This window comes from Paraglaciecola sp. (assembly GCF_039964565.1).
Lineage (GTDB): Bacteria > Pseudomonadota > Gammaproteobacteria > Enterobacterales > Alteromonadaceae > Paraglaciecola.
Map to the genome: position 1 here is coordinate 35,388 of NZ_JBDVXF010000007.1, position 20,571 is coordinate 55,958.

General features: G+C 38.8%; 15 protein-coding genes. 4 read left to right on the plus strand and 11 right to left on the minus strand.

The annotated features are described in order from the left end of the window. Positions 1-2: 2 nt before the first annotated feature. From ABJK37_RS04445 to ABJK37_RS04455, 3 genes are all read left to right on the plus strand, one after another. Positions 3-1,193, plus strand: coding sequence for a heme biosynthesis HemY N-terminal domain-containing protein (locus tag ABJK37_RS04445; RefSeq protein ID WP_348350536.1), 1,191 nt, complete (start codon positions 3-5; stop codon positions 1,191-1,193). Next, entirely contained in the window at positions 1,194-2,216 is a 1,023-nt protein-coding gene (locus tag ABJK37_RS04450) for a 3',5'-cyclic-nucleotide phosphodiesterase (protein ID WP_348350538.1), read from the plus strand. A 153-nt stretch (positions 2,217-2,369) separates the two neighbouring features. Beyond that, positions 2,370-3,584: a LysM domain-containing protein gene (locus tag ABJK37_RS04455; protein ID WP_348350540.1), complete on the plus strand. Its 1,215-nt coding sequence runs from the start codon at positions 2,370-2,372 to the stop codon at positions 3,582-3,584. 94 nt (positions 3,585-3,678) lie between these two features. Here ABJK37_RS04455 and ABJK37_RS04460 read toward each other — a convergent pair whose 3' ends face one another. The 3 genes from ABJK37_RS04460 to ABJK37_RS04470 all read right to left on the minus strand — a co-directional run bounded on the left by ABJK37_RS04460 (position 3,679) and on the right by ABJK37_RS04470 (position 7,849). Beyond that, entirely contained in the window at positions 3,679-4,527 is an 849-nt protein-coding gene (locus ABJK37_RS04460; RefSeq protein WP_348350542.1) for a hypothetical protein, read from the minus strand. A gap of 74 nt (positions 4,528-4,601) precedes the next feature. After that, complete coding sequence (locus ABJK37_RS04465; RefSeq protein ID WP_348350544.1) at positions 4,602-5,486, minus strand: polysaccharide deacetylase family protein; 885 nt, start codon at positions 5,484-5,486, stop codon at positions 4,602-4,604. A gap of 89 nt (positions 5,487-5,575) precedes the next feature. After that, complete coding sequence (locus ABJK37_RS04470) at positions 5,576-7,849, minus strand: protein kinase (RefSeq protein ID WP_348350546.1); 2,274 nt, start codon at positions 7,847-7,849, stop codon at positions 5,576-5,578. Positions 7,850-8,077: 228 nt separating this feature from the next. Here ABJK37_RS04470 and ABJK37_RS04475 point away from each other — a divergent pair, with 228 nt between their 5' ends. After that, positions 8,078-8,875: a protein phosphatase 2C domain-containing protein gene (locus ABJK37_RS04475; protein WP_348350548.1), complete on the plus strand. Its 798-nt coding sequence runs from the start codon at positions 8,078-8,080 to the stop codon at positions 8,873-8,875. A gap of 16 nt (positions 8,876-8,891) precedes the next feature. Here ABJK37_RS04475 and tagF read toward each other — a convergent pair whose 3' ends face one another. The 8 genes from tagF to tssI all read right to left on the minus strand — a co-directional run bounded on the left by tagF (position 8,892) and on the right by tssI (position 20,548). Next, positions 8,892-9,587 (minus strand): type VI secretion system-associated protein TagF, encoded by a 696-nt coding sequence (gene tagF / locus ABJK37_RS04480; RefSeq protein WP_348350550.1) that lies wholly within the window; start codon positions 9,585-9,587, stop codon positions 8,892-8,894. A gap of 9 nt (positions 9,588-9,596) precedes the next feature. Continuing rightward, positions 9,597-13,034 (minus strand): type VI secretion system membrane subunit TssM, encoded by a 3,438-nt coding sequence (gene tssM / locus ABJK37_RS04485; RefSeq protein ID WP_348350552.1) that lies wholly within the window; start codon positions 13,032-13,034, stop codon positions 9,597-9,599. After that, positions 13,034-14,350 (minus strand): type IVB secretion system protein IcmH/DotU, encoded by a 1,317-nt coding sequence (gene icmH / locus ABJK37_RS04490; protein WP_348350554.1) that lies wholly within the window; start codon positions 14,348-14,350, stop codon positions 13,034-13,036. Before icmH ends, tssM begins: the two co-directional genes overlap by 1 nt. A gap of 2 nt (positions 14,351-14,352) precedes the next feature. Further along, positions 14,353-15,684 carry a type VI secretion system baseplate subunit TssK gene (gene tssK, locus ABJK37_RS04495; RefSeq protein WP_348350556.1) on the minus strand — a complete coding sequence of 444 codons (1,332 nt, stop codon included), beginning with the start codon at positions 15,682-15,684 and terminating at the stop codon, positions 14,353-14,355. Between the two features lie 36 nt (positions 15,685-15,720). Next, a complete protein-coding gene (tssJ, locus tag ABJK37_RS04500) occupies positions 15,721-16,191 on the minus strand; it encodes a type VI secretion system lipoprotein TssJ (RefSeq protein WP_348350558.1) in 471 nt (156 codons plus the stop codon). 12 nt (positions 16,192-16,203) lie between these two features. Beyond that, positions 16,204-17,802 (minus strand): type VI secretion system-associated FHA domain protein TagH, encoded by a 1,599-nt coding sequence (gene tagH / locus ABJK37_RS04505; protein WP_348350560.1) that lies wholly within the window; start codon positions 17,800-17,802, stop codon positions 16,204-16,206. 269 nt (positions 17,803-18,071) lie between these two features. Next, positions 18,072-18,461 carry a DUF4280 domain-containing protein gene (locus tag ABJK37_RS04510; RefSeq protein WP_348350562.1) on the minus strand — a complete coding sequence of 130 codons (390 nt, stop codon included), beginning with the start codon at positions 18,459-18,461 and terminating at the stop codon, positions 18,072-18,074. Between the two features lie 71 nt (positions 18,462-18,532). Next, positions 18,533-20,548, minus strand: a complete 2,016-nt coding sequence (gene tssI, locus ABJK37_RS04515) for a type VI secretion system tip protein TssI/VgrG (protein WP_348350564.1) — start codon at positions 20,546-20,548, stop codon at positions 18,533-18,535. Between the last annotated feature and the right edge of the window lie 23 nt (positions 20,549-20,571).

Consider the following 20,571-nt stretch of genomic DNA (forward strand, 5'->3'; position numbering starts at 1 on the left):
TCATGAGGCAATTAATAAGAATATTTTTGGTTTTGCTTATCCTGCTTATTAGCGTCGTGATTGCGGCGATGATATTTGATGATAGTGGCTACGTTATGGTCGAATTTAACGGTTGGGTCGCTGAAATGAATGTTTGGTCACTTTGCCTATCTCTGATTGCTATTTTTGTCGGGTTAATGTTAATAAATTTGTTGGTCAAAGCTTCTTTGGCAGCAGCCTCTGGCTCAAAGAACTGGCTTGGGAATTGGGGGAGTCGTAAAAAACAAAGAGCCTTTACCGCTGGTTTAATTGCAATGGCTGAAACCAATTATTTGATTGCTAGAGACAACTTCAAAAAGATAGAAAATGAAGATTTCGATGGCATCAATTTACTCGCTGCCGCTGACGCCGAGGTTCAATTAGGCAACTTAGAGAAAGCCAAAAGTTATTGGAGTATGGCTAAAACCTATGAAAAATCCGCTTTGGCAGCGAATTTGTGCTTAATTCGGGACGCCTTACAGCACTATCGGTCAGATGAAGCGATAGAAGTGATCCACACTCTGACTGAAAAACAACAAGCGCAAACACCAGTGTTAAGACTATGGGCTCAAGCGCTAGCTCAGGCAAACAAGTGGCAAGAGTTGAAAGACAAGTTAAAAGGTTGGAAAAAAGCGCTCGGCGATGATTACGACGTGCTCATGCAGCAAGCCTCTAAAGGTAACTTCGCTGAAATAGCGAGCAAAGAGGGGGCGGAACAACTAAAACAAAATTGGCAATCGCTGCCTAGAGCCACGCGAAAAGACCCTGCTCAACAAGCTGCCTACACACAAATGCTTATCGACCAAGGAATGCACTTAGATGCTGAGCAAGCCTTGCTGGAGTTTCAGTCTTCTTCACCGCATCCCCTATTAGTGCCTTTGTTTAAGCAAATAAAACTACCGAATCCAGCGGGAGCAATAAAAAAACTCGAAAGTTGGATAAAGAAAGATGACCTGAATGTCGAACTGCTATCGACGCTAGGTCATATTGCGTTTAATGCAAATGACAAACTTTTAGCAGAAAAAGCCTTAGCAAAGGCAATTAAATTGGGTAATCGACAAGAAGATTTGGTTTTAATGTCGAGCATCAAAGAATCACAGGACGATCAAAAACAGGCGCTAACGTTATATAAACAAAGTGTAGAAACTCAATCAATCCAAACAAAGGTTAAGTGATTGCAACGCAACATACATATTTTATTCATCACTGCATTAATCGTATCGTTTCAACTATATGGAGAACAAACTCCAGTTAGCATTAACTCCGAGACGAAAGGGGTATTTGAATTAGTTACTTTGGGTAGTACAGGTGGGATTCAAGATGGCAATCTCAGTGCTTTCTTACTAAGGACTTTATCTGAACCTAATTACATTGCTTTAGACGCAGGTACATTAACTAATGGCATCAACGTTGCGCTCAATAATAATGCTTTTAAATATCTCCCTGTACATTCAGATCCCACCTTGTCTACAACAGGTGAAATTTTACATCACCACATTAAAGGCTATTTGATTAGCCATGGTCACCTAGACCATGTGGCCGGTTTGTTGGTTGCCTCACCTGAAGATAATAACAAACCAATCTATGGGTTGAAGTCGGTTAACCAAACGATGAGCGATACTTATTTCAATTGGCAAGCTTGGGCTAATTTTACCGATAGAGGTAAACCACCTTTTTTAAACAAGTACCAGGTTATCGATTTAGTGCCTCAGCAAACTGCGAACCTTAAAGGTACTCAACTAAAAGTCACAGCATTCAGTTTAAGCCATCCCTTAGAATCAACGGCATTTGTGATTGAATATGAAGATAATCTGTTTGTCTATTTTGGTGACACTGGTCCAGATAAGGTCGAAAAGCAAGGTAAACTCGCTATTGTTTGGGAATATTTAGCTAAGCAGATGCGAACCAAACAACTTAGAGGGGTTGTAATAGAAGTCTCATTTGCTAACAGTCAACCGGATAATTTGTTATTTGGTCATCTTACCCCTAAATGGCTATTGTCAGAAATGCACTATTTCTATTCGTTAGTCGCCGACAAGCAGCAAATGAAGGATATGAAAGTTATCATCAGCCATATTAAATACAGCCTAAAAAGTGGTATTAATCCAAGGCTTAAAATTCAACAAGAATTGAATCAAGGAAATACCCATGGTTTGAAGTTTATACTTGCCAAACAAGGACAACTCCTTATATTGTAGAATATATTTATCATACTATTTTCAAGATGTTACCAATTAGATGATAAAATTCAGATGGAAAAACATGCTTGACGATTACAATTGTATTAAACTGCTTCGTACCGAGAAACTTAGATTATCGACGACTGTTTCTTATATTTTCAGGGGTTATAAATGATTAGTTGTATGGACAATAAAATAAAATTATCAGCTGCTATTCTTGTAGCAGGACTAATTTTATCAGGATGTGGTGGTACTGGAGGAGGTACAGCTGGAAAAACGACCTCCGCAGAGGTCAATAAAACTAAGGGAGTTCAGAACAATAAAACTTATATAGCTGAAGTCGGTTTGACGCCCAGACAACGTTTTAGTAAAGCGTTAGAAAAGCTCGAAAATGGTGAAGATGGTCAGGCGTTGGCAGAACTCAACGCATACTTAGAAGCGGTTCCTAGAAGTAATAGTGCCAGAAATTTAGTTGCACAAATTTCCACTGACTCAAGTCAATATTTCCCCGCCGAATATTTCAAGGTAAACCTAACCTCAGGCACTAGCCTATCTACCCTAGCAAAAAAATATTTAGGTTCTGCGCTAAAATTTTACGCATTAGCGAAATACAATAATATCGCTAATCCTAGCCGAGTTAATATAGGGCAAGAAATTAAAATCCCAATGACACAACTGGCCAGAGCGCAACGTGACAAAGACGCGTCCCAAGAGCTTGAAGTTCCTAGCGCAGACAGTGAAGATGCTAGTGTTGAATTAGCAATGCAAGAAGAAATTAACGAGGTAAACGAATCTGCTGAAGCGGCTGAGGATTTAGTCGAGTCCTCTGAAATACCCGTTGAAGAGCCAGTATTAGCAGAAGTTGTTCCAATCGCCCCAGTAGAAACAGCTGAATCGGCCTTAAGTGATTTAAAAGAATTGGCTCAAAATATGGATTATCAAGCTGCAATTGAAAAGTTAGCGACGCTTAGTACTTTTGGTAAGCTAAATAGCGAAAGCAGAGATCTGGCGATATCAACATATATTGGACGTGCCAAAGAAATTGCAGAAACAGATAATGTGTTAGCTGCCACCTATTTTGAAAAAGCGGGGCAGTTGAATCTACAAAAAGAAGAACCCTTTAATGCTTTCGAAAATTTTAAGATGGCGACAGAGTTAGACGGTCAAAATGACTTAGCGATGGAAGAAATGTTGGTATTGCAAAAAGAAATCGCTGATAAATACCACAGAGAAGCGTCATCAGCATTTCGACGTCAAGAACTCGATTTAGCAATTGAAAAATGGGATATGGTTTTGAAGGTCAATCCAGACCATTCGAGTGCGAAGTTATATCGGGCACAAGCCTTAGAGCTACAAGAAAAATTAGATAACCTCAATCGGAATTAGAGCCCTCAGCGGATAAATAGCCCTCAGCGGATAAAGAGCCTTAAGCGGGTAAAGAACATTAGCCTAAAGTAGACTCTTTACTCGCATAACACCCTTAATCAGAATTAGAATCAAGTTTTTGGATTTTTAATAAATTCTCTCTAATCTTTATGGCTCGCTGCATTAATTGGCGAGCCTTATTATTGTTGGGCTGATATTTAAGTGATTGCTCAAAGTAATTAATGGCTTCATCTAAGTCAGTTTTAAAAACTTGATTAGCTAATTTCAAATACCTATTGGCAATAAGCCCAGACAGCTGATCTGTTTTCTTTTGGAGGTTGGGTAACTTTTGACCTTTCACTGCAGCCACTTTCAAAGCTTGTTTATAGAACTTAATCGCTTGCTTTGTATTGTTGTCTTTTTGTTGTTCCTCTCCTAATTTGGAGTACGCCAATATTCGATATTCGTTTGGAAGCAGGTGTTTTGGATAGGTGTTTTCAAACTTATCAGCTAGTTGTAGTAAATCTTGATACTTTTTATCGGAAACGAACTGTTTTCCTTGTTCAATGTAGTTATTGAGCTGAATAGAAATTTTAGCTTCTTGCTGTGTTTCAACAAAATATTTCTTAATGTTAGCTGTTTTTGAACTGGCTTCCTGATATGCGTAATTCCATTCGAACTGCCGTAACTCTTCAATCGCTATTTGATTATTCGGTTCTAGAGCTAATATTTTAAGGTAGACCTCGCGCTCCAATTTTTGATCACCTGAAGCTTTAGCTTTATCTAGAATCGCTAATTGTTGAATGACACTATCTGATATTAGGAGTTCAAGCCGATGTATATTTTGTTTGACCACTTCATCGTCTGGATAGGCTATCTGCAAAACCTTCCACTGCGTCAATGCCTCTGCGTAACGTTGTTGTTTTTCCAAAGCATCAGCAATCGGGCTGCGTTGTTCAAACATTGCATTGTTATCAATAAAGTTTGTGCTACATGAACAACAAAATATTATCGTGGCTATCCAGAAGATCCGCTCTATCATTTCAGCATCACATTTCTATATACATCGAGGCTTTTTTTGAATGTATTCAAACTGTCTCCCCCGTATATCATGGTTCTATGCAATAAATACGGGGCTGAAAACGAAGGGTTGCTACCTTTATGTACGGTGACTGCAAGTTCATAATCGTTTTGTTTTAGGAGTTCAACAACCTCTAAACTACTATTCCCATAGGGATAAGCAAAATGATTAAACTCTTGTTTGGTTCTTCGTACCAATACTTTTTCTGCACCTTCAACTTCAATCTTTAGGCGCGTTAGGTAATCTTCTTCTGACTCGCCTAATGGTAATGGAGATAAACTGTCATGTGATTTTGAGTGAGATTGTATGTCTACCAATGGTGATTTGCTTAGGTACTTTACATCATTCCATTTGAGCGCTGGCCTAGCGCCAATAAAGTCAGGGTAAACAAACATTGTAGAGGGAAAGTTGTATCTTTTGAGAATGGGGTAAGCCACATCTAGATAACTTTTATAGCCATCATCTATGGTTATCACAACAGACTTCTTAGGTAGTTCTTTTTCACCACTGATAAATTTACCCAAATCGCTTAGTGATATTACTTGATAATCATTGGAGTAAAGGTAAGCCATCTGCCGCTCAAAGTCTGCACGAGGAACAACCATCTTGTTTTTGCTCTTACTATCTTCAGTAAATTGGTGATAACACAGAACCGGCACACGTTGGTAGCCGTCAACAAAAACACCAGAACTATTGATCACCTTTCTAGGAATCGCTATATAGCTACCTGAAGAGATAGTTGTTTGCGGATTATATCTTTCAAGAATTTCTGTGTATTGTTTGCCCCCCAAAAACTCTTCCGCAAGGGAACCGAAGGTATCATTATGATCTGTCTGTAACACGATAAAATCATCGTTACTTGCTACTATTCTCCGTTCTATAGTTGAACAGCCACATAACAAGATAGACAAAAAGAAGAGTGGAAAATACCTCAAATTTTTGTACTCTGGTCAGAATCAGCAATCGCGTCTTTAGTTGCGGTGTCTTCAGTTTTTACTTTAGCCTTGGCGGGCTTTCGGGGTGTTCTGCGTTTTGCTGGTGGCTTTTTAGTTGGAAGTGGAATTTCTTGTTCGGTAGAGCTATCTTCTGCATCGATTTTTTCAGATTTGCTATCTGCGGTGCTAGGTTCTTCTTTTACCTCATCGCTTTTAGTCGATTCGCTTTTCATAATAATTTGGCTAGAGGCGATAACTGTTTGGTCAGGATTTTCTTCGATCACAGACTCAGTATCCGGGGTTTCTTGTTTCGTTTCTTTTGGTGGATTCTTTTCGTCGGACTCATTTGACGCAATATCTAGATTGATCTGACTACTGGAAATGATGGTTCTATCAGCGTCAGCATCTGAATCAGAGTCAATTTTTGACTGAATCTCAGACATTTCAGTAGGCTCAATATTTTCCTCTACTTTTTGCACAATATCCTGATTAGGTTTGTTTACTAGGTCAATTTGACTGTTGGAAATTACAGTTTCATCTGGCCCTAGATCTGCAAATTCACTCTCTAACTTATCTATCTCTTTAGCTTTAACTTCAGCTTCCGAAGCATGAGTACCACTCTCTTCCGGTTTATCTGCAGTGATCCCTGTTTTATCTATACCTGTCTGTGCTAACTCATCGGTAACTTCTGTATATCTATCCTGAATCGCAGCAGCCATATTATTGAAGCAGTCAAATACTTCACCTATCTCATCATTTCGTGTCAAAGATATTCTTGTGTCTAAATTACCTGCCGCAAAACCTTTCAAAGATTGGTTTAACACTTTAAACGGACGAGCAATTAACCCACCAAAAATAAACATCACCACAGCCACTGAAGAGGTAGTGATCAAGGCTAGAATAAACATTAACGAACCAGTAATGCTTTTAACCTCATCTAAGCCATCTTGAGACAAACCTAAGATTATTTGACCCACTTCAGTGCTCTGAAACAAAATGGGCGTTCGTATATTAAAGATGTTCTTACCATCAGCAGTTTCAGTGCTGGTTGTATGCACATCCTCTGTTTCACTGACTAGTACATCATTCTCATTGGGTTGGTATATCTTACCTACCAAAGTGTTGTCACTGGCACCACGGACAATTCCTGATCTGTCAGTCACTATTAAGTATGAAAATGTATCTCTACTGGCGGCATCACCAATAAACGTCTCTAAGGAAATCCAATCTTCGCTCAGAATGGGTATCGCGGTTTCTGTAGAAATAAATTTCGCAAACGAAGCACCTGAATCAACCGCTTGTTTAGTCATCGCCTTAGACTGCATGTTAAATACAATGTTGATACTAATAAACGATACCAATCCCACGATTGCACCCACAGATAAGGTCCAACGTATTTTTAAGGGGATATATTTATGTTTTTTTTGTTCGGCTTGTTGGTCGCTTAAGGTACTTAATTCTTTGCCCAATGCCTCTGCTAGTTTGTTTCCAGTTTGGAATCGCTTATCAGGAGACTTTTGTAGTAATTTTTGGATTATTTGACGAACACCTGCAGGAATTTCGGGGCAAAGAGTTTTTAACGGCTCAGGTTGTTTTTGAGCGATTTGTATCATTAGTGTGGCCATATTACCGGCGTCAAATGCTTTGTTTCCGCTAAGCATTTCGTACATGATTGTGCCTACCGAGAATAAATCCGAACGACCATCAACAGGATTACCTAAAGCCTGTTCTGGTGACATGTAACGTGGGGTACCCAAAACAGATCCAACTTGAGTCTTTTGAGACTCTTCAGTTTCGTTCATTCTTGCGATGCCGAAATCTGCAACTTTAATGGACTCGCCATCGGGCATAACAATAATGTTATCGGGTTTAATATCGCGATGAATGATCCCTGATTTATGGGCATAATCAAGGGATTTAGCTAATTGTAATGCGATAATCAGGGTTTGCTTGAGTGAAAGTTTTTTCTCTTTTTTAAGTACTTCACCTAAGTCGCTGCCGTCTAAAAGCTCCATCATAATATACGGAGAATTTTCAAATTTACCTACATCATAAACCGTTACAATCCCGGAGTGCGAAAGCGCCCCTGCAGCCTTAGCTTCACGTAGAAATCGCGACAAATACTCTTCATCTACGCAGTGATCTTCTTTGAGTACTTTAAAAGCAACTGAACGGTTAATTTCAGGATCATAGGCTCTATAAACTTTAGCCATCGCTCCTTCACCAATCATTTCCTTGATTTCATAGCGCCCGATTGTTTTGTTCAACATGTTTTCTTCCACTAAGCGACCTTCTATTTTGAGAATTAATGCAAGAATGGCTTCAATATTTAAGAAAATTCGTGCAGAATTTGTACTTTAGTCTACCTAGAAAAATACCAGCAATCAAAGACATTTGTATCTATAATGTCTCGAGTTTGTTTGACGAAGAAGTTAGGACGACTTAGCTGTTCGAAACCTGTAAAGTGATTTATATTGGCCGCACTGGAAACTAAAATTATGCTTGAACGTTCATGGAAATCGGTTGGGAAAACAGATATTGGTACCATTCGTAAAGTTAACGAAGACGGATATCTAGACTGTTCCCAAGATGGCATGTGGTGTGTTGCTGACGGTATGGGCGGGCACGCTAAAGGTGATGTCGCTAGCAAAATGATTGTAGATAGTTTGCGAGATATTGCTGATTCAAATAGCTATCCTTTGGCTACACAGCAAATCATGCAAGTGCTGCAGGACGTCAATACACGTTTAGTATCGATGGCGAGCGAAAAGCAGGCCGTAATTGGCAGTACAGTGGTGGTTCTGGCTTTTGACCATCAATTCGCTCATTGTATTTGGGCTGGTGATAGCCGCATTTATCGTGTTCGTAATAATAAACTCACGCGACTTACACAAGATCATAGCCAAGTAGAAGAATTAGTTCAAAAAGGGCTTTTAACGCCTGAAGAAGCCGAACGTCATCCAAATGCTAATGTGATTACACGAGCAGTTGGTGCCAGTGATGAGCTTGACTTAGATATAGTGAGCGACGTCAGGCTTGACGGGGATAAATATTTTTTATGTAGTGATGGATTAAACAAAGTTATTGATGATGCTGAGATTGAGCAACTGCTGCTTACAACACCATTAGAATCTATTGCTCCACTATTGATTAAAACTTCATTAGAGCGGAATGCTCGTGACAACGTTACGGTTATCGTAGTTGATAATCAACAGTCGTTGGAGATAGTTGATGGAAATGAAAATATCCATTCCAACTTTTCAAATTTAGACGATACCTTACCCTTAAGTCGATGAGTTGCTAGCGCTGTAGCTAGCTCTCTTGATTCTCACCGGCAATTAAGAAAGAGTAATAGTTGTCGGTAGGTGGCATACCAGAAAAATAGCGTATTTGAGGATCAACACCTTCAGTATTTCCCATTGACCAAATCGACATATTAACATTTTTTTCATTCATTAATATCTCTAGGAAAGACTCGTTACCCAATGTGAAATCAAGCGAGTCAATTTCGGTAATACAGGCTAATTCCATTACGGAGCTCACCGATTTGAATTGTGCACTTTGACAGTTAGATTCTTGCACGCTTTCATAGATTTCATTCAAAACGCTAGTTATTTCGTCTAGATCCGGCTTAGTGTTTTCTAACAAGCTTAAAGCAAAGTCTTCACCAACTTCATGAATAAGATCTATTTTTCGAGCCATTACAAAAGGATTGACTTGTGAATCTGCTTGGCACACCACTGTAAAAGGGTAGCAGCGCCCAGCTTTATCTACACTCGGCATAATAAAGCCTGCTACAGTCGTTTGGCTAGCCGAGTCTTGGTTAATCACAAAGCGCCATATCGGGCTATTAAAGTAACTGGTTCTCCAAGAATCGCCTAGTTGTTCGCGAGATGAACTGAGAGACTGTAATACCCAATTATCCCAATATTTTATAAACTCGGGACATACATTGCGCTGTATAAAATCACCATAACCTGGGAGTTTTCCAAAATATCCAATTTTCATTTTATATCGCTAAAATTCACTGATGCATTTGAAGTTAGATAACTGGGAAATGATTAACGGATTTGTTCTTCCATTCCCTGTTATTTCATATATTGCTTCGTATTCATTTTTAGTAAATGTCACTTCTATCTTATTTTCATTAATTCTCTTGCTCTTTGATTCATCAATCAGTTTGAATAGTGCGAACAAACCAGTTTTGCTTTCACCAACATCACTACCATCACGTCGTTCAAAGGCAAACTGACTGCTTGAACCAAAGTCTTGTGGCGGCCAAACGATATTTGTACTCGAAGGGCGTCCGAATTGATAACTCATACTTTGACCATGTATCGACATCTTGAATTTCGACAACCGAGAGTCTAAGTAAATCGGTTTAAAGGCTAACGTTAGTTGTGGATTATCACTGTCATCGGCAAATAAACTATCGCGGATTTTGTTGATTTTTTCAAAAAATGGTAAAACATTGTTGTTAAAACCATAGGTTCTCGCGACGTTTTCTTTCCATTGATAGGGATACGAATTGCTTCTGATTAACGGCTGTATATGTTTTGTGAAGAACTGATAAATACTACCCGACGAGCCAAATAATTGAGATAAATCTCTCAGGCTAGCGTCTGTTGTGGCGGAGCGCTGAAATGGGTATTTAAATTTAATCGTATCATTACATTTGTTAAATACACTTTGCTGCCAAAGTTTAGCAATCTTCAGTCTTTGGGTCTGGTCGCGCATTGCCTTTATGTTGGTTGCCATTTCCTCGCCCCATCGATTTAATGGTGCTGGTTGGCTATAAGCGAAGGCTTGCAGTGGCTTAAGGATGTTGTCGTTAACGCTTACTTCCTCATTTCTCAAATCAAAGTTCAAAGACACTGAAATATCGGAAACAATGGTTGTCATTTTTTGCAGTACTACTGTTTTTTGGTCTTGACTTAGGAGTTCATGCAATTGGCTAAACTGAGAAGTAATTAAATATTCGGGCGTATCAGTGCTACGTAGACTGTTTAACCTATTAGCTTTATTCATCGCTCTATCTACGGTAGATGATAAGTTTGCTAAGCTTGATTCGGAACTAATCTCTACAAGTTTAGTGGCCTGGGATACAGATTCAAGTAGCTGAAATAGTGGAGAGTTTAATCCGCCAGCAAGTTTCAAGGCTGAATCTAGTGCCGCCATATTTGTTGTTCTTTTTACAGAAACCGACTGAAGTAAATCTTTCCAATTATTGACGTAATCTCTAGCGTATGACTTCTCTAGTTGTGTTGTTAAGGTGCCCTTATTGATTACGTTACCTTCGCCTAAAATCCATGTTTCTGATTCTAGCTGGTTTAAATAGTTTTTTATCTCACTACCCAATACTTGTGAGAAAATCTCAGGGGTAAAAAAGCGTGGGATAGTTTGTATATCGTCTTTAGAAGAAGTTAATAAAGTACGCCAATCAGAACCAGCCAGTTGCGCCATAGATAACATGTCTTGTGACTTGTTCAAGTAGGCTATCTTAAATTGGTCATAATATATGTCTGATATAGCTTGAGATTGTAGAATGCGCCTCGAGTCATCTACTAACGAGCTATCAACACTTGCAAGTGACATATCATTCTTAACCAGATTATTAACGTGAGCGCTTACTTGTACATATTCTGTATTGGTGAAAAATGCCTGATTATTAAGGTTTTTGTGCAACCAGTAAATTAGGAAAACAGGGTCTCGTTTATCCGCGTTTGCCAGCATTAAATAGGCTTTTAAGGCCTGATACTTTTCACTTACATCATCACTATTTCGTAACTGAAGCTCAACTTGTCTTTTTACATAAGGCATTAAAACTGATGACAGTAGTCGATTGTAACTAGCTGTTAGGGCGTTTTCCAAAGCACTGGATTGAGCCAAGCCTAAGCCCGAAAACTCAGTTTCACTTTGTTCCACAAAGGCCGCTATATTATCAGAAAAGTCGTTTAATGCGGGTATGTAGGTCCTTAGGTCAGCACCACTAGACACCGAGCTTTCATACTGTTTGCTCCAGTTGTCTACTGATAATTCGCTTTGTTCAATATATCTTGCATTGTTCCCAAAGCTAATGAAAAAGCCGAGTACTAGTAACAGTGTGACGACACCTGCCGTGGCCATAGTGATACGTTTAATTAAACTTTTTCGTTTGTCATGACCGACCAATACACCAAATTGATCAGATTCAGGGAAGATAACCTGTTGCAGTAATTCCTTAATAAAATAACTACGTTGGTCGTTATTCCACAGCGCCTTAGCTTTACTTTTTAGCCCAAATGCCGATGAAACTTTAGCGATAATACGATCGATAGGAGCGCCGTTCTGTGTTCCGCTAGTAAAGTAGATGCCCCTAACAATTCCGGTTGTTAATCTGTCGTCAACCTTAGCTAGATTGCCTACTATATTATCTAGGGTAGGTTTTAATGAAGAAAACTGGTCGCTAAAACTGTAAATAAGTGATTTACGGTTCGGATCCCTTTCTAAGGAAATTCTTTGCCATTGGCGTCTGGTAACAGACTGAGTTAATTGTCTAAACTCTTCAGAAAACTTGCCTAATATATCACCTTGAATACTGTCTTCTTTAGTAAAGGTAATACCAAATGCCTGCTCTCTTTCCTTATGCGAAAACGTCTCATAAAATTGGCTAAAACCCGCGAGCATATCTGATTTGGTAATAACGATATAAACTGGAAATTTGGTCTTAAAGAAATCATTCACTTCAGCGATGCGTTTTTTCATTTGTAGGATGTGTTGACTCATTTCGTATTCATTCATACTCATCAAGTCAGACATGCTAAAACTTACCAGCAAACCACTAATTGGTTTTCGGCGATACTTTTTGATTAAACCTAGAAAATTATTCCATCCCGTTTCATCTGCCTTTTGATGACTATCTTGGGAGCTATAGCGGCCGGCAGTATCCAATAATACGGCATCTTGAGTTATCCACCAGTCACAGTTTTTCGTCCCTCCCACACCTTGTACTGCTTGATTTCCAAGCTCATTAAATAATGGAAACTGCAAACCAGAATTAGATAACAAGGTGGTTTTACCACTACCGGGCGACCCTATTATCATGTACCAAGGAATGTCGGTAAGGGTGTTCTGCCCCCCTTTTTTGTTTTTTAGTAATTTGAAGGCTTCATCAAACTTAGTTTTTAGTTCTGCGGACTCAGAGTTAATAACGTCATTGAGTCCATCCTCTTCTGTAATATCTTTAACTAAATTTTGCTGTTTTTTCATTTGTCGGTGATATTTAATAAACTGCACTAACAAATAAATAAACAATACTACGAGGATCACGATAATTCGCGTGCTCAAAGCTGCTAATGGGTAGAATTCTGCGAAAGCAAAGTAGGGCCCTGCAAACAAAATAAACAACGAAAAAAGCAGGAAAAAGATGACAGGAATAAACCATCTGCTAGAAGTTATTGCTTTTATTTTTTCCATTATATGAGTTCATCCTTCAAAATAAGGGTCAATTCCACGCGGCGATTAATGCTTCTATTGTAATCACTATCTTCGCTCACTAATGGTTGTGTATCAGCAACCCCTCTGGTCATTGTATTGAACAACTGTTGGTTACTAGTTGTTAACCATCTAGCGATTGCTTCTGCTCTTTTACGAGAAATTACCCAGTTGGAATCAGGCTTACCTGTAGAGTCGGTATGTCCAACAACTAATATTCGATCGGCATAATTTTTAATTGCATTGACCAAAATGTTGACGTCGGGTAATGCATTCTCATTAATGGCGCTGCTTCCTGATCTAAACAAACTGGGACTAATGAAACGTATAAAAATCTGCCCGTCTCTTACATCAACTGACACGGTTTTGTTGTCGATATAGACCGCTAATATTTGCTTTAATGAGCTGGCAATTTTGTTTATGTCAATACGGGGTGCTTCGGTGTTGGTGGGTTGAGAAATAGGTTGCTCCCAACCAATAGATTCGATTTTTTGGTAAAGAGGTTCTACTTTTGCTTTTAAGCTTGATAAAAACGCTACATAAACCGCGATTAAAATGAAACCAAGAATTAAAAAAAACACCGGAAGCGGAAACCCTTTAACAAAACCTGTTTTTAACTCTCCAACTCCTTGCCAACTAGGGGACAAATCTCGACCGATAGGACGAATTTGTTCAATCGGTGTATACAACCTTTGACTTATTTCTAATAATTCGGATTCGCCTTGTTTTGAAAGTCGGTATTTTCCACAAAAACCAGATGATAAACACACGTAGCACAATTCAATTAAATCAATGTTGCGCTGTGGCTGTTCTAGCAGTTTATTGACAATTAGAAAAAACTTCTCTCCACCTGACGTTTCGTTGTGATATTTACTAAGTAGGGTTTGATTACTCCAAGCACTTTCTGATCCCCAGGGAGTCGACAATACCAACTCATCAAGCAAGCAACATATGAGGTAACGTGATGTTAGCGCCACTTCTTTACTTAAATTTAATTGATTAAGTTGTTGGTCAAACTTTGTAATTAAGGCTTCGATGTCTCTACGTAACTGTTCAATGCTATTGCTGGGCTCAAGCGAGCGAATATGACTCGCTAAAATTATCAAGTCACTCGCAGAAGATAGAATGATGTTCTCACCGTCAAACTGTGCAGAAGCATTTAAATTGACTTGTGCTGTTGAATTTGGGCTATTGGGCTGATTCAACTCTGGCGGTGAAGGTCGGAACGTTTGTGTGTTTGCCGATTTCCGTCGTCCTCCCGGATTCGGAATAATCATAGTCCTATCTTCGTCTTGCATTGTTATTTGCTCCTGATGGCCCAAAGCTCAATTTTTAAATTTGGAAATTTGGTGCCTACATGTAATGCGATGCCGCCAGATTCTGCCAACGCAGTCCAATATTCTCCATTCTGAATCAATTCATAATATATAAAATTACGTTGGTAAGGAATTTCTCTCGGGGCGACTGCTAAGTTATTGAGTTGAATGCCAGGTAGCTGCACATTCACCAACTCTTTAATTTGTTCAATGGCACCAATTTTGATTTGTGCTTGAAAATACTTGCGAAGCTCATCGGTTGAAAGGTCTGAAGTCACAGCTAGTATAAAGGACGCAGAAGAAAATAATGTTTTGTCGGCTATCACCCCAACACTGATACCGTACTGCTTTTCTTGTAACGGTATGTTGATTGAATTTTGCTCTAGGACAACACTGAATACTTGTCTTAGCTCCTCAATTAATGTGTCAAACACCTGTGTTAGGTTGGTGTGTTGATAAATTGGTAACTCAGGAGTCATTTTATCTGCTTTGATAAAGGTGCTCATATCTCCAATAAGGCAAATGAATTTTTCGTACAATTCGTATGCAGATAAGCTTTCTGTTTGCTCTAAGTGAATTAAAATAGGTGAATGTCGATTAAGAGTTTGCAACATTAAAAAGTCGGTTACTTCTGTTGTTGTGGCCTTTCCTGCTACAGATACTCTTGATGCGAGTGCACTTATACGATGCTTTACCAGTTTCACCAACTCGCTTAAAAAACTAGAGATATAAATGTTGTTCTTAATATTGAGACTAGGTTCCACAAAGTTTGCTTTTAAACTAACGTTATTGCTTGTACTTACATCTTCTATGAAGGCAATCGGAATACAACTGAATTCATTGTTGTCATCTTTGTCAGTTCGCAAACAAAAACTGAGTCCCGACACTTCAACTATTTGCTGAGTTGAGGATATACCTGATATATCTCGTACTTCATGTTCCGCTATTGAATAACGACTTTGAATCGCACTGTCTCGGGATGTTTCAGTATTTCCGTTGCGTCTTATAGGAACCGCTAAATATACAGTTGTATTCAAAAAGTCCTGATTGATATCCATTGCCAAGGGTAAGTTATCGATACTTGGGAAGTTAAAGTAGCTCCCGTCTGGCAAAATACCTTCGGCTGTATTGACACAGAACTTACCGTTCTTTAAGTGTGACTTATCGATTTCAATTGAAGATATGCCCCAATAATGAGGCCGGCATAAAGAACTGATATATCTTAACTGAGATTCATGATATCTGGATTGTTGCTGAAAATGATGGGGCTGAAGCATCATCCCTTCCGACCAAATTACCCTCTTTTCCCATGCCATATAAACCGATCCTTTATTTATTGTTTAAATTAATATCTAAATTTCAACTACCCGAACAGACAACTTCTCTATCTTAAACTCGATGCCAGAGTTTCTCCAAAAACTTCCTTCTGGTACCTCTTTTATCGTTCGCCATGTCACCATATCGGTACTACGATAACCAACCACTACTCCTATATACTTAGCATTCTCGGAAATCTTAAGTTCAACTTCTTTCTTGCTTCCAGGATCAATTAAGTATTCGTTTAAAGTAATATATTCAGTGCCTAGGGCATTATGATTACTTTCAAATAATTCATCATAGCTGGCATTTTCAAAATTAATTCTGTTCGTTAACTGATAAATTCGAACAATAACAGACGACGGACGGCCCGCAATGTCAGGGTTGATATCTTTAGATGCAGTAATGAAATAATTAAAATCCACAGTGTTTTCAGTGGTATTCGAACAGGCGAAAAGTTGTAAACATAAAAATATGATGCCGATTTTTCGTATATGCCTTAACATGCTTTTTCCTCTTTATTTGTCAGTCTTATAACGATTAATGTGAGATTGGTATGAATCTGAGAAATAAGTCCCAAGTACCTCATTAATATTCTCTTTCACACTCTTTGTAAGCAAAGGGTGTTTTTCTTTGTAAATTTTCCAACATTGTGAATTAGAATTTAACCCTTTAAACATTTGGGATTTATTGTTTACTTGAGATTCAATGTCTTCGGGGGAGAGTTGTGCTAACACCCCATCTAAGGTGCCTTGCAATCCCGACATAAATGCCATCTGGTGCAATTGAATATCTTGCATAGCTTCATCATACGAGTCCCCAACAGACATGTACCCCTTTTTTTTCTTCACTAGCAACATTTCCAAGGTATCAACCGGATCAATTGAAAATTTTATTGGGTTATTTGATTTCGGTTGAATCAGTGTTGCAGACATTCTGGATTCTTGTTTAAAAGCGGTTCTACTGGCTAATAGTGACATTAGACCTTGAGTAGTTGACAACAATATAGTCGCAATGTCTTCGGCAAAAGTATCGCGATCAATAGATGCCTTAAATTCTTTCGATAGCCCTAACTTTTCGTATAAAGAGTCAAAAAAGTCATCGTTAGTAGTTTTTGAGACTTCTTTTGATTCTGCACCTGCATTTGACTGAGCTTGTTCAGTAGCAGCTGGCTTAGTTTCTTGAGGAGCGGGTACTATCGCTGGCGTAGTTTCAAAAATAGGCGTGTTGATTTGTGGTGAAAATTCTGAGGCACTTTGCTGTACATTAGATTGTGCCAGTTTATTTACTTCCGGACTTTCTGCAACGGTGACAGGCTCAACAGCAACCTTATTTTCAACAGGAGGCTCAAAGTCAGAAACAGGAGGCATAGTATCAAACATTTCCCAATCATCGGGTATCAGTGCTTCATCCGATTTCATGTTTGGGTTATTGCTGTCGTTTCCTGAAGGCGTATCAAAAGGAGAAGATGATGGGTTTGCTTTAAAAGGATTGGATTGCTCATCAAAATTCGAAAAATCACTTTCAGTAGTCGACTTGACTGGTGTAGATAAAATATCTCCTAATCCTAAATCGTTTTCTGGCTGCGGCGTATCAAAGAGGTTTTGGCTTCCTGCACTCTGCGCTGCGTCGGAATTTCCCGCACTGTCCGAGATTTGGAAAGGTGATTGTTGGAACGGTGTTGGTTCTTGTGGTGGAGCTGCAGCGGCATTTGTGTCCATAACTAAGCCCAACAAATCTCCTTCACTTTCTTGAGTCTGAAATGGATTCGCACTGACATTTGCATTGGGGATCTCAAGACTCATATCTTCGACCTTAACCACATGTTTCCCAATCACTAATGTGTCCATAGCCTGAAGCATGTGTTCATTGCCGTGGCCTAATGGAGTACCGGCTCCATTGACAATCACACCATTGCTACTGACATCCGTTAAGACAAATTGTTGATTTCTATAGGAAACCACCAAATGTTTCTTAGATACGAATCTATCGCTATCTATTAGCGTCCAATCGCAATCCACAGACCGACCTATAGAACCACCTAATTCCGTAAAGTCATAGTTATCGTTTTGACCTATTTCACTGCCCGATACAATTTTAAGTTTCAAATATGGCATAGCTAAAAACTAATCCCTCTTGTCAATTTATAATGAAACATAACGTCAAATCCACCTTGAATATCGCAGTTATCTTCCGATGATAGCAATAAAATTTCAATTAGGTAATAAGCACGTTGGGCAAGAAATAAACTATTTTTCACTTGAAACCAAATTTCCTATAAATAGTTGTATCTATTACGAATTTAGGTAAAGACTCGGGCGTAACTAAGGTGTTTTACTATTTGTTGGTATTTTTTAAAAGGGTTAAACAATAATTCAAAGCCACCTTAAGGCACCATTACTTTTGTACATCCGGGGTTCGTAATAGAAATGACGCCAGCGAAAGTACACATACACTTACTGGTATTATTTAAGGCTGGAAAATTAGCAATCATTACAGTGGACGACCCAGGAGTCCATGGACTTGGTGTTACTGGTGTGCACGGCATAGGTGTTAATACACCCAAAGCCGCTGCTGTAGCCGCGGCAACTGCTGGATTTGCCGGTGACTTACACATTCCGAAAGGCATAATGTTAACAAAAGGTTTATTATCCATAATATTAGCTGCTGGTTTACCTTCAGCCATGGTTCTATTCTGAGGTAACACCACTAATGAACTAGGAGCGAGTCCCATAGTGCACATTAAACTGGCGCCCATATTGACTTCAATAGCCATGTCTACCCTCCCTTTTTATCGTTACTTGAATATTCGTTTAAATATTCGCAATAAAATTATGCCTAACAATCTTAATTAATCTTAACCACACTACCTTTGATGGTCGCCACACCACCTGATTCGAAGTTACCCATGGCTCCGGCTTTGACTTTGGTATTTGCACCGGATTCTGTATCGAGATTTTTACCTGCATCAAGTTTAATGTCGCCTGAAGTTTCTATGGCTATTCCTGAAGAACTGATCGCGATAGTTGACTTACCTACTTTCAACGTAATGTTGTCAGATGCTTCGATACAAATATTGGTACCTTTAATGTAGCTATCATCTGTTACTTCCATAGAGTGATTGGATTTAAAAACCTCAGCTACGTCCCCTGTTACAGTAAGTGAAAGAGATTTTGTGACTTGTTTGGCTTCTTTTCCAATTACCTCTAAATGTCTATCTTTACCAATTTTTTCAACATGGTCAGCTTTGACTTCTTCACTACGATTGTTTTCAACTAATTCAACTTGATCGTTTTTAACAATCAAATGACGATCATTTCCAATCGTCTCAAAACAGTCATTTTTTATGTTAATGTCTTGGTTCTTTTCGCCATGAACAAATATTTGTTCTTCGCCTTTTTTGTCTTCTAGGCGAATTTCGTTAAAACCACCGCCTCCCTTGCTTGACCGCGACTTTACCCCTGACATGGTCGCATTTGCAGGTAATTCATAGGGAGGCATTGTGCTGCCGTTATATACACTGCCAATAACAATTGGGTTGTCAGGATCACCGTGAATAAAATCAACTAATACTTCTTGTCCAATTCGTGGAATTTGGATAGCACCCCAATTTTTACCCGCCCAAGTTTGTGAAACTCTTATCCAGCAGGAGCTTTTTTCATCGGCCTTAGCATATCGATCCCAATGAAATAGGACTTTTATTCTTCCGTATTTGTCTGTCCATATTTCTTCGCCATTTTTTCCAACCACTATTGCAGTTTGTGGGCCGGAAATTCTCGGTTTTAGAGCAAGGCATTGTGGTCTGAAAGCAACTTTCGCTGGAATGGCAGTAAAGTTGGAGGTAAAAGTTTCTTCGCCTTCTCCTGAAGTTTCAGCAAAATACTCCTCAGATTTGAGGACACAGTGAAACTTCACTATTAGGTAGTTGTCATTCTGGTCGTCTCTGTGATGATCTATTAACTTAAACTGACTACCAGCGTATAAGTTCCTAGCGTTTCCTTCACAATATTTCTGATCATAGTGAACGTTTTCTTTTTCCATTAATATTTTGGTGTAATTGTTTCCCTTTGATTGCTCGGTATATTTTCCAGGGTAATTAAATTTTTGTAGTGAAGATAATGATCCAGTTTTGGGATCAGCAGTAACAGAACTAAGATTTTTTGATGGGGTAGTAAAATCAAAATCACCTAAACTAATTCCACCAGTTCGAATTTTTCGATAGTTTTCCCACTTTACAATCCCCTCAACATCAATAATTCCGGCACTTTCCTCTTTTTCATAAAAAGGAATGTCTCCAACATCGGGTTGCACTGAACTATCATCGGCCAACACCATTGAGTGTTTGCCATTGGTGTGTGTGAAATAATAGTAAATGCCTTCCTGTTCCATGATTCTCGATACAAAATTGAAATCGCTTTCGTTATACTGAACAACGTAATCTTGCGGGGAATAAGAGCCCGTAAGTTGATTTTCAAAGTCTGAAAAACCTAGGTCTTCGAAAACTGATTTAATGATATCTGGATAGGTTTTTTCTTGGAAAATTCGACAATTTTCACTCAATGTTAAAAGCCAAAACCAAGGTTTTAAAACCGCTCCGAAACATGCTGTTCTATCGATATTCTCTTTTTGGAAAAACTCGGTAACAATTCCATTAAAAAAACGACTCTCGTCTTCTGTTTCTAATCGAATTGTTACATTCTGGCCGAGAATATCGTCTAGAGATATTTCTTCGTCATCACTTACAAGTTCAACTTCTATGTTAAAAGGTCTGCCAAGCTCTTCAACTATCTCTGCTTTTCGCAGCAATAATTTGCCATCACCCAGAGGTGTTGAAATAGCTAATAAACTACTTGATCCTGACATTTTCAATTCCTTTAAGTAGCCAC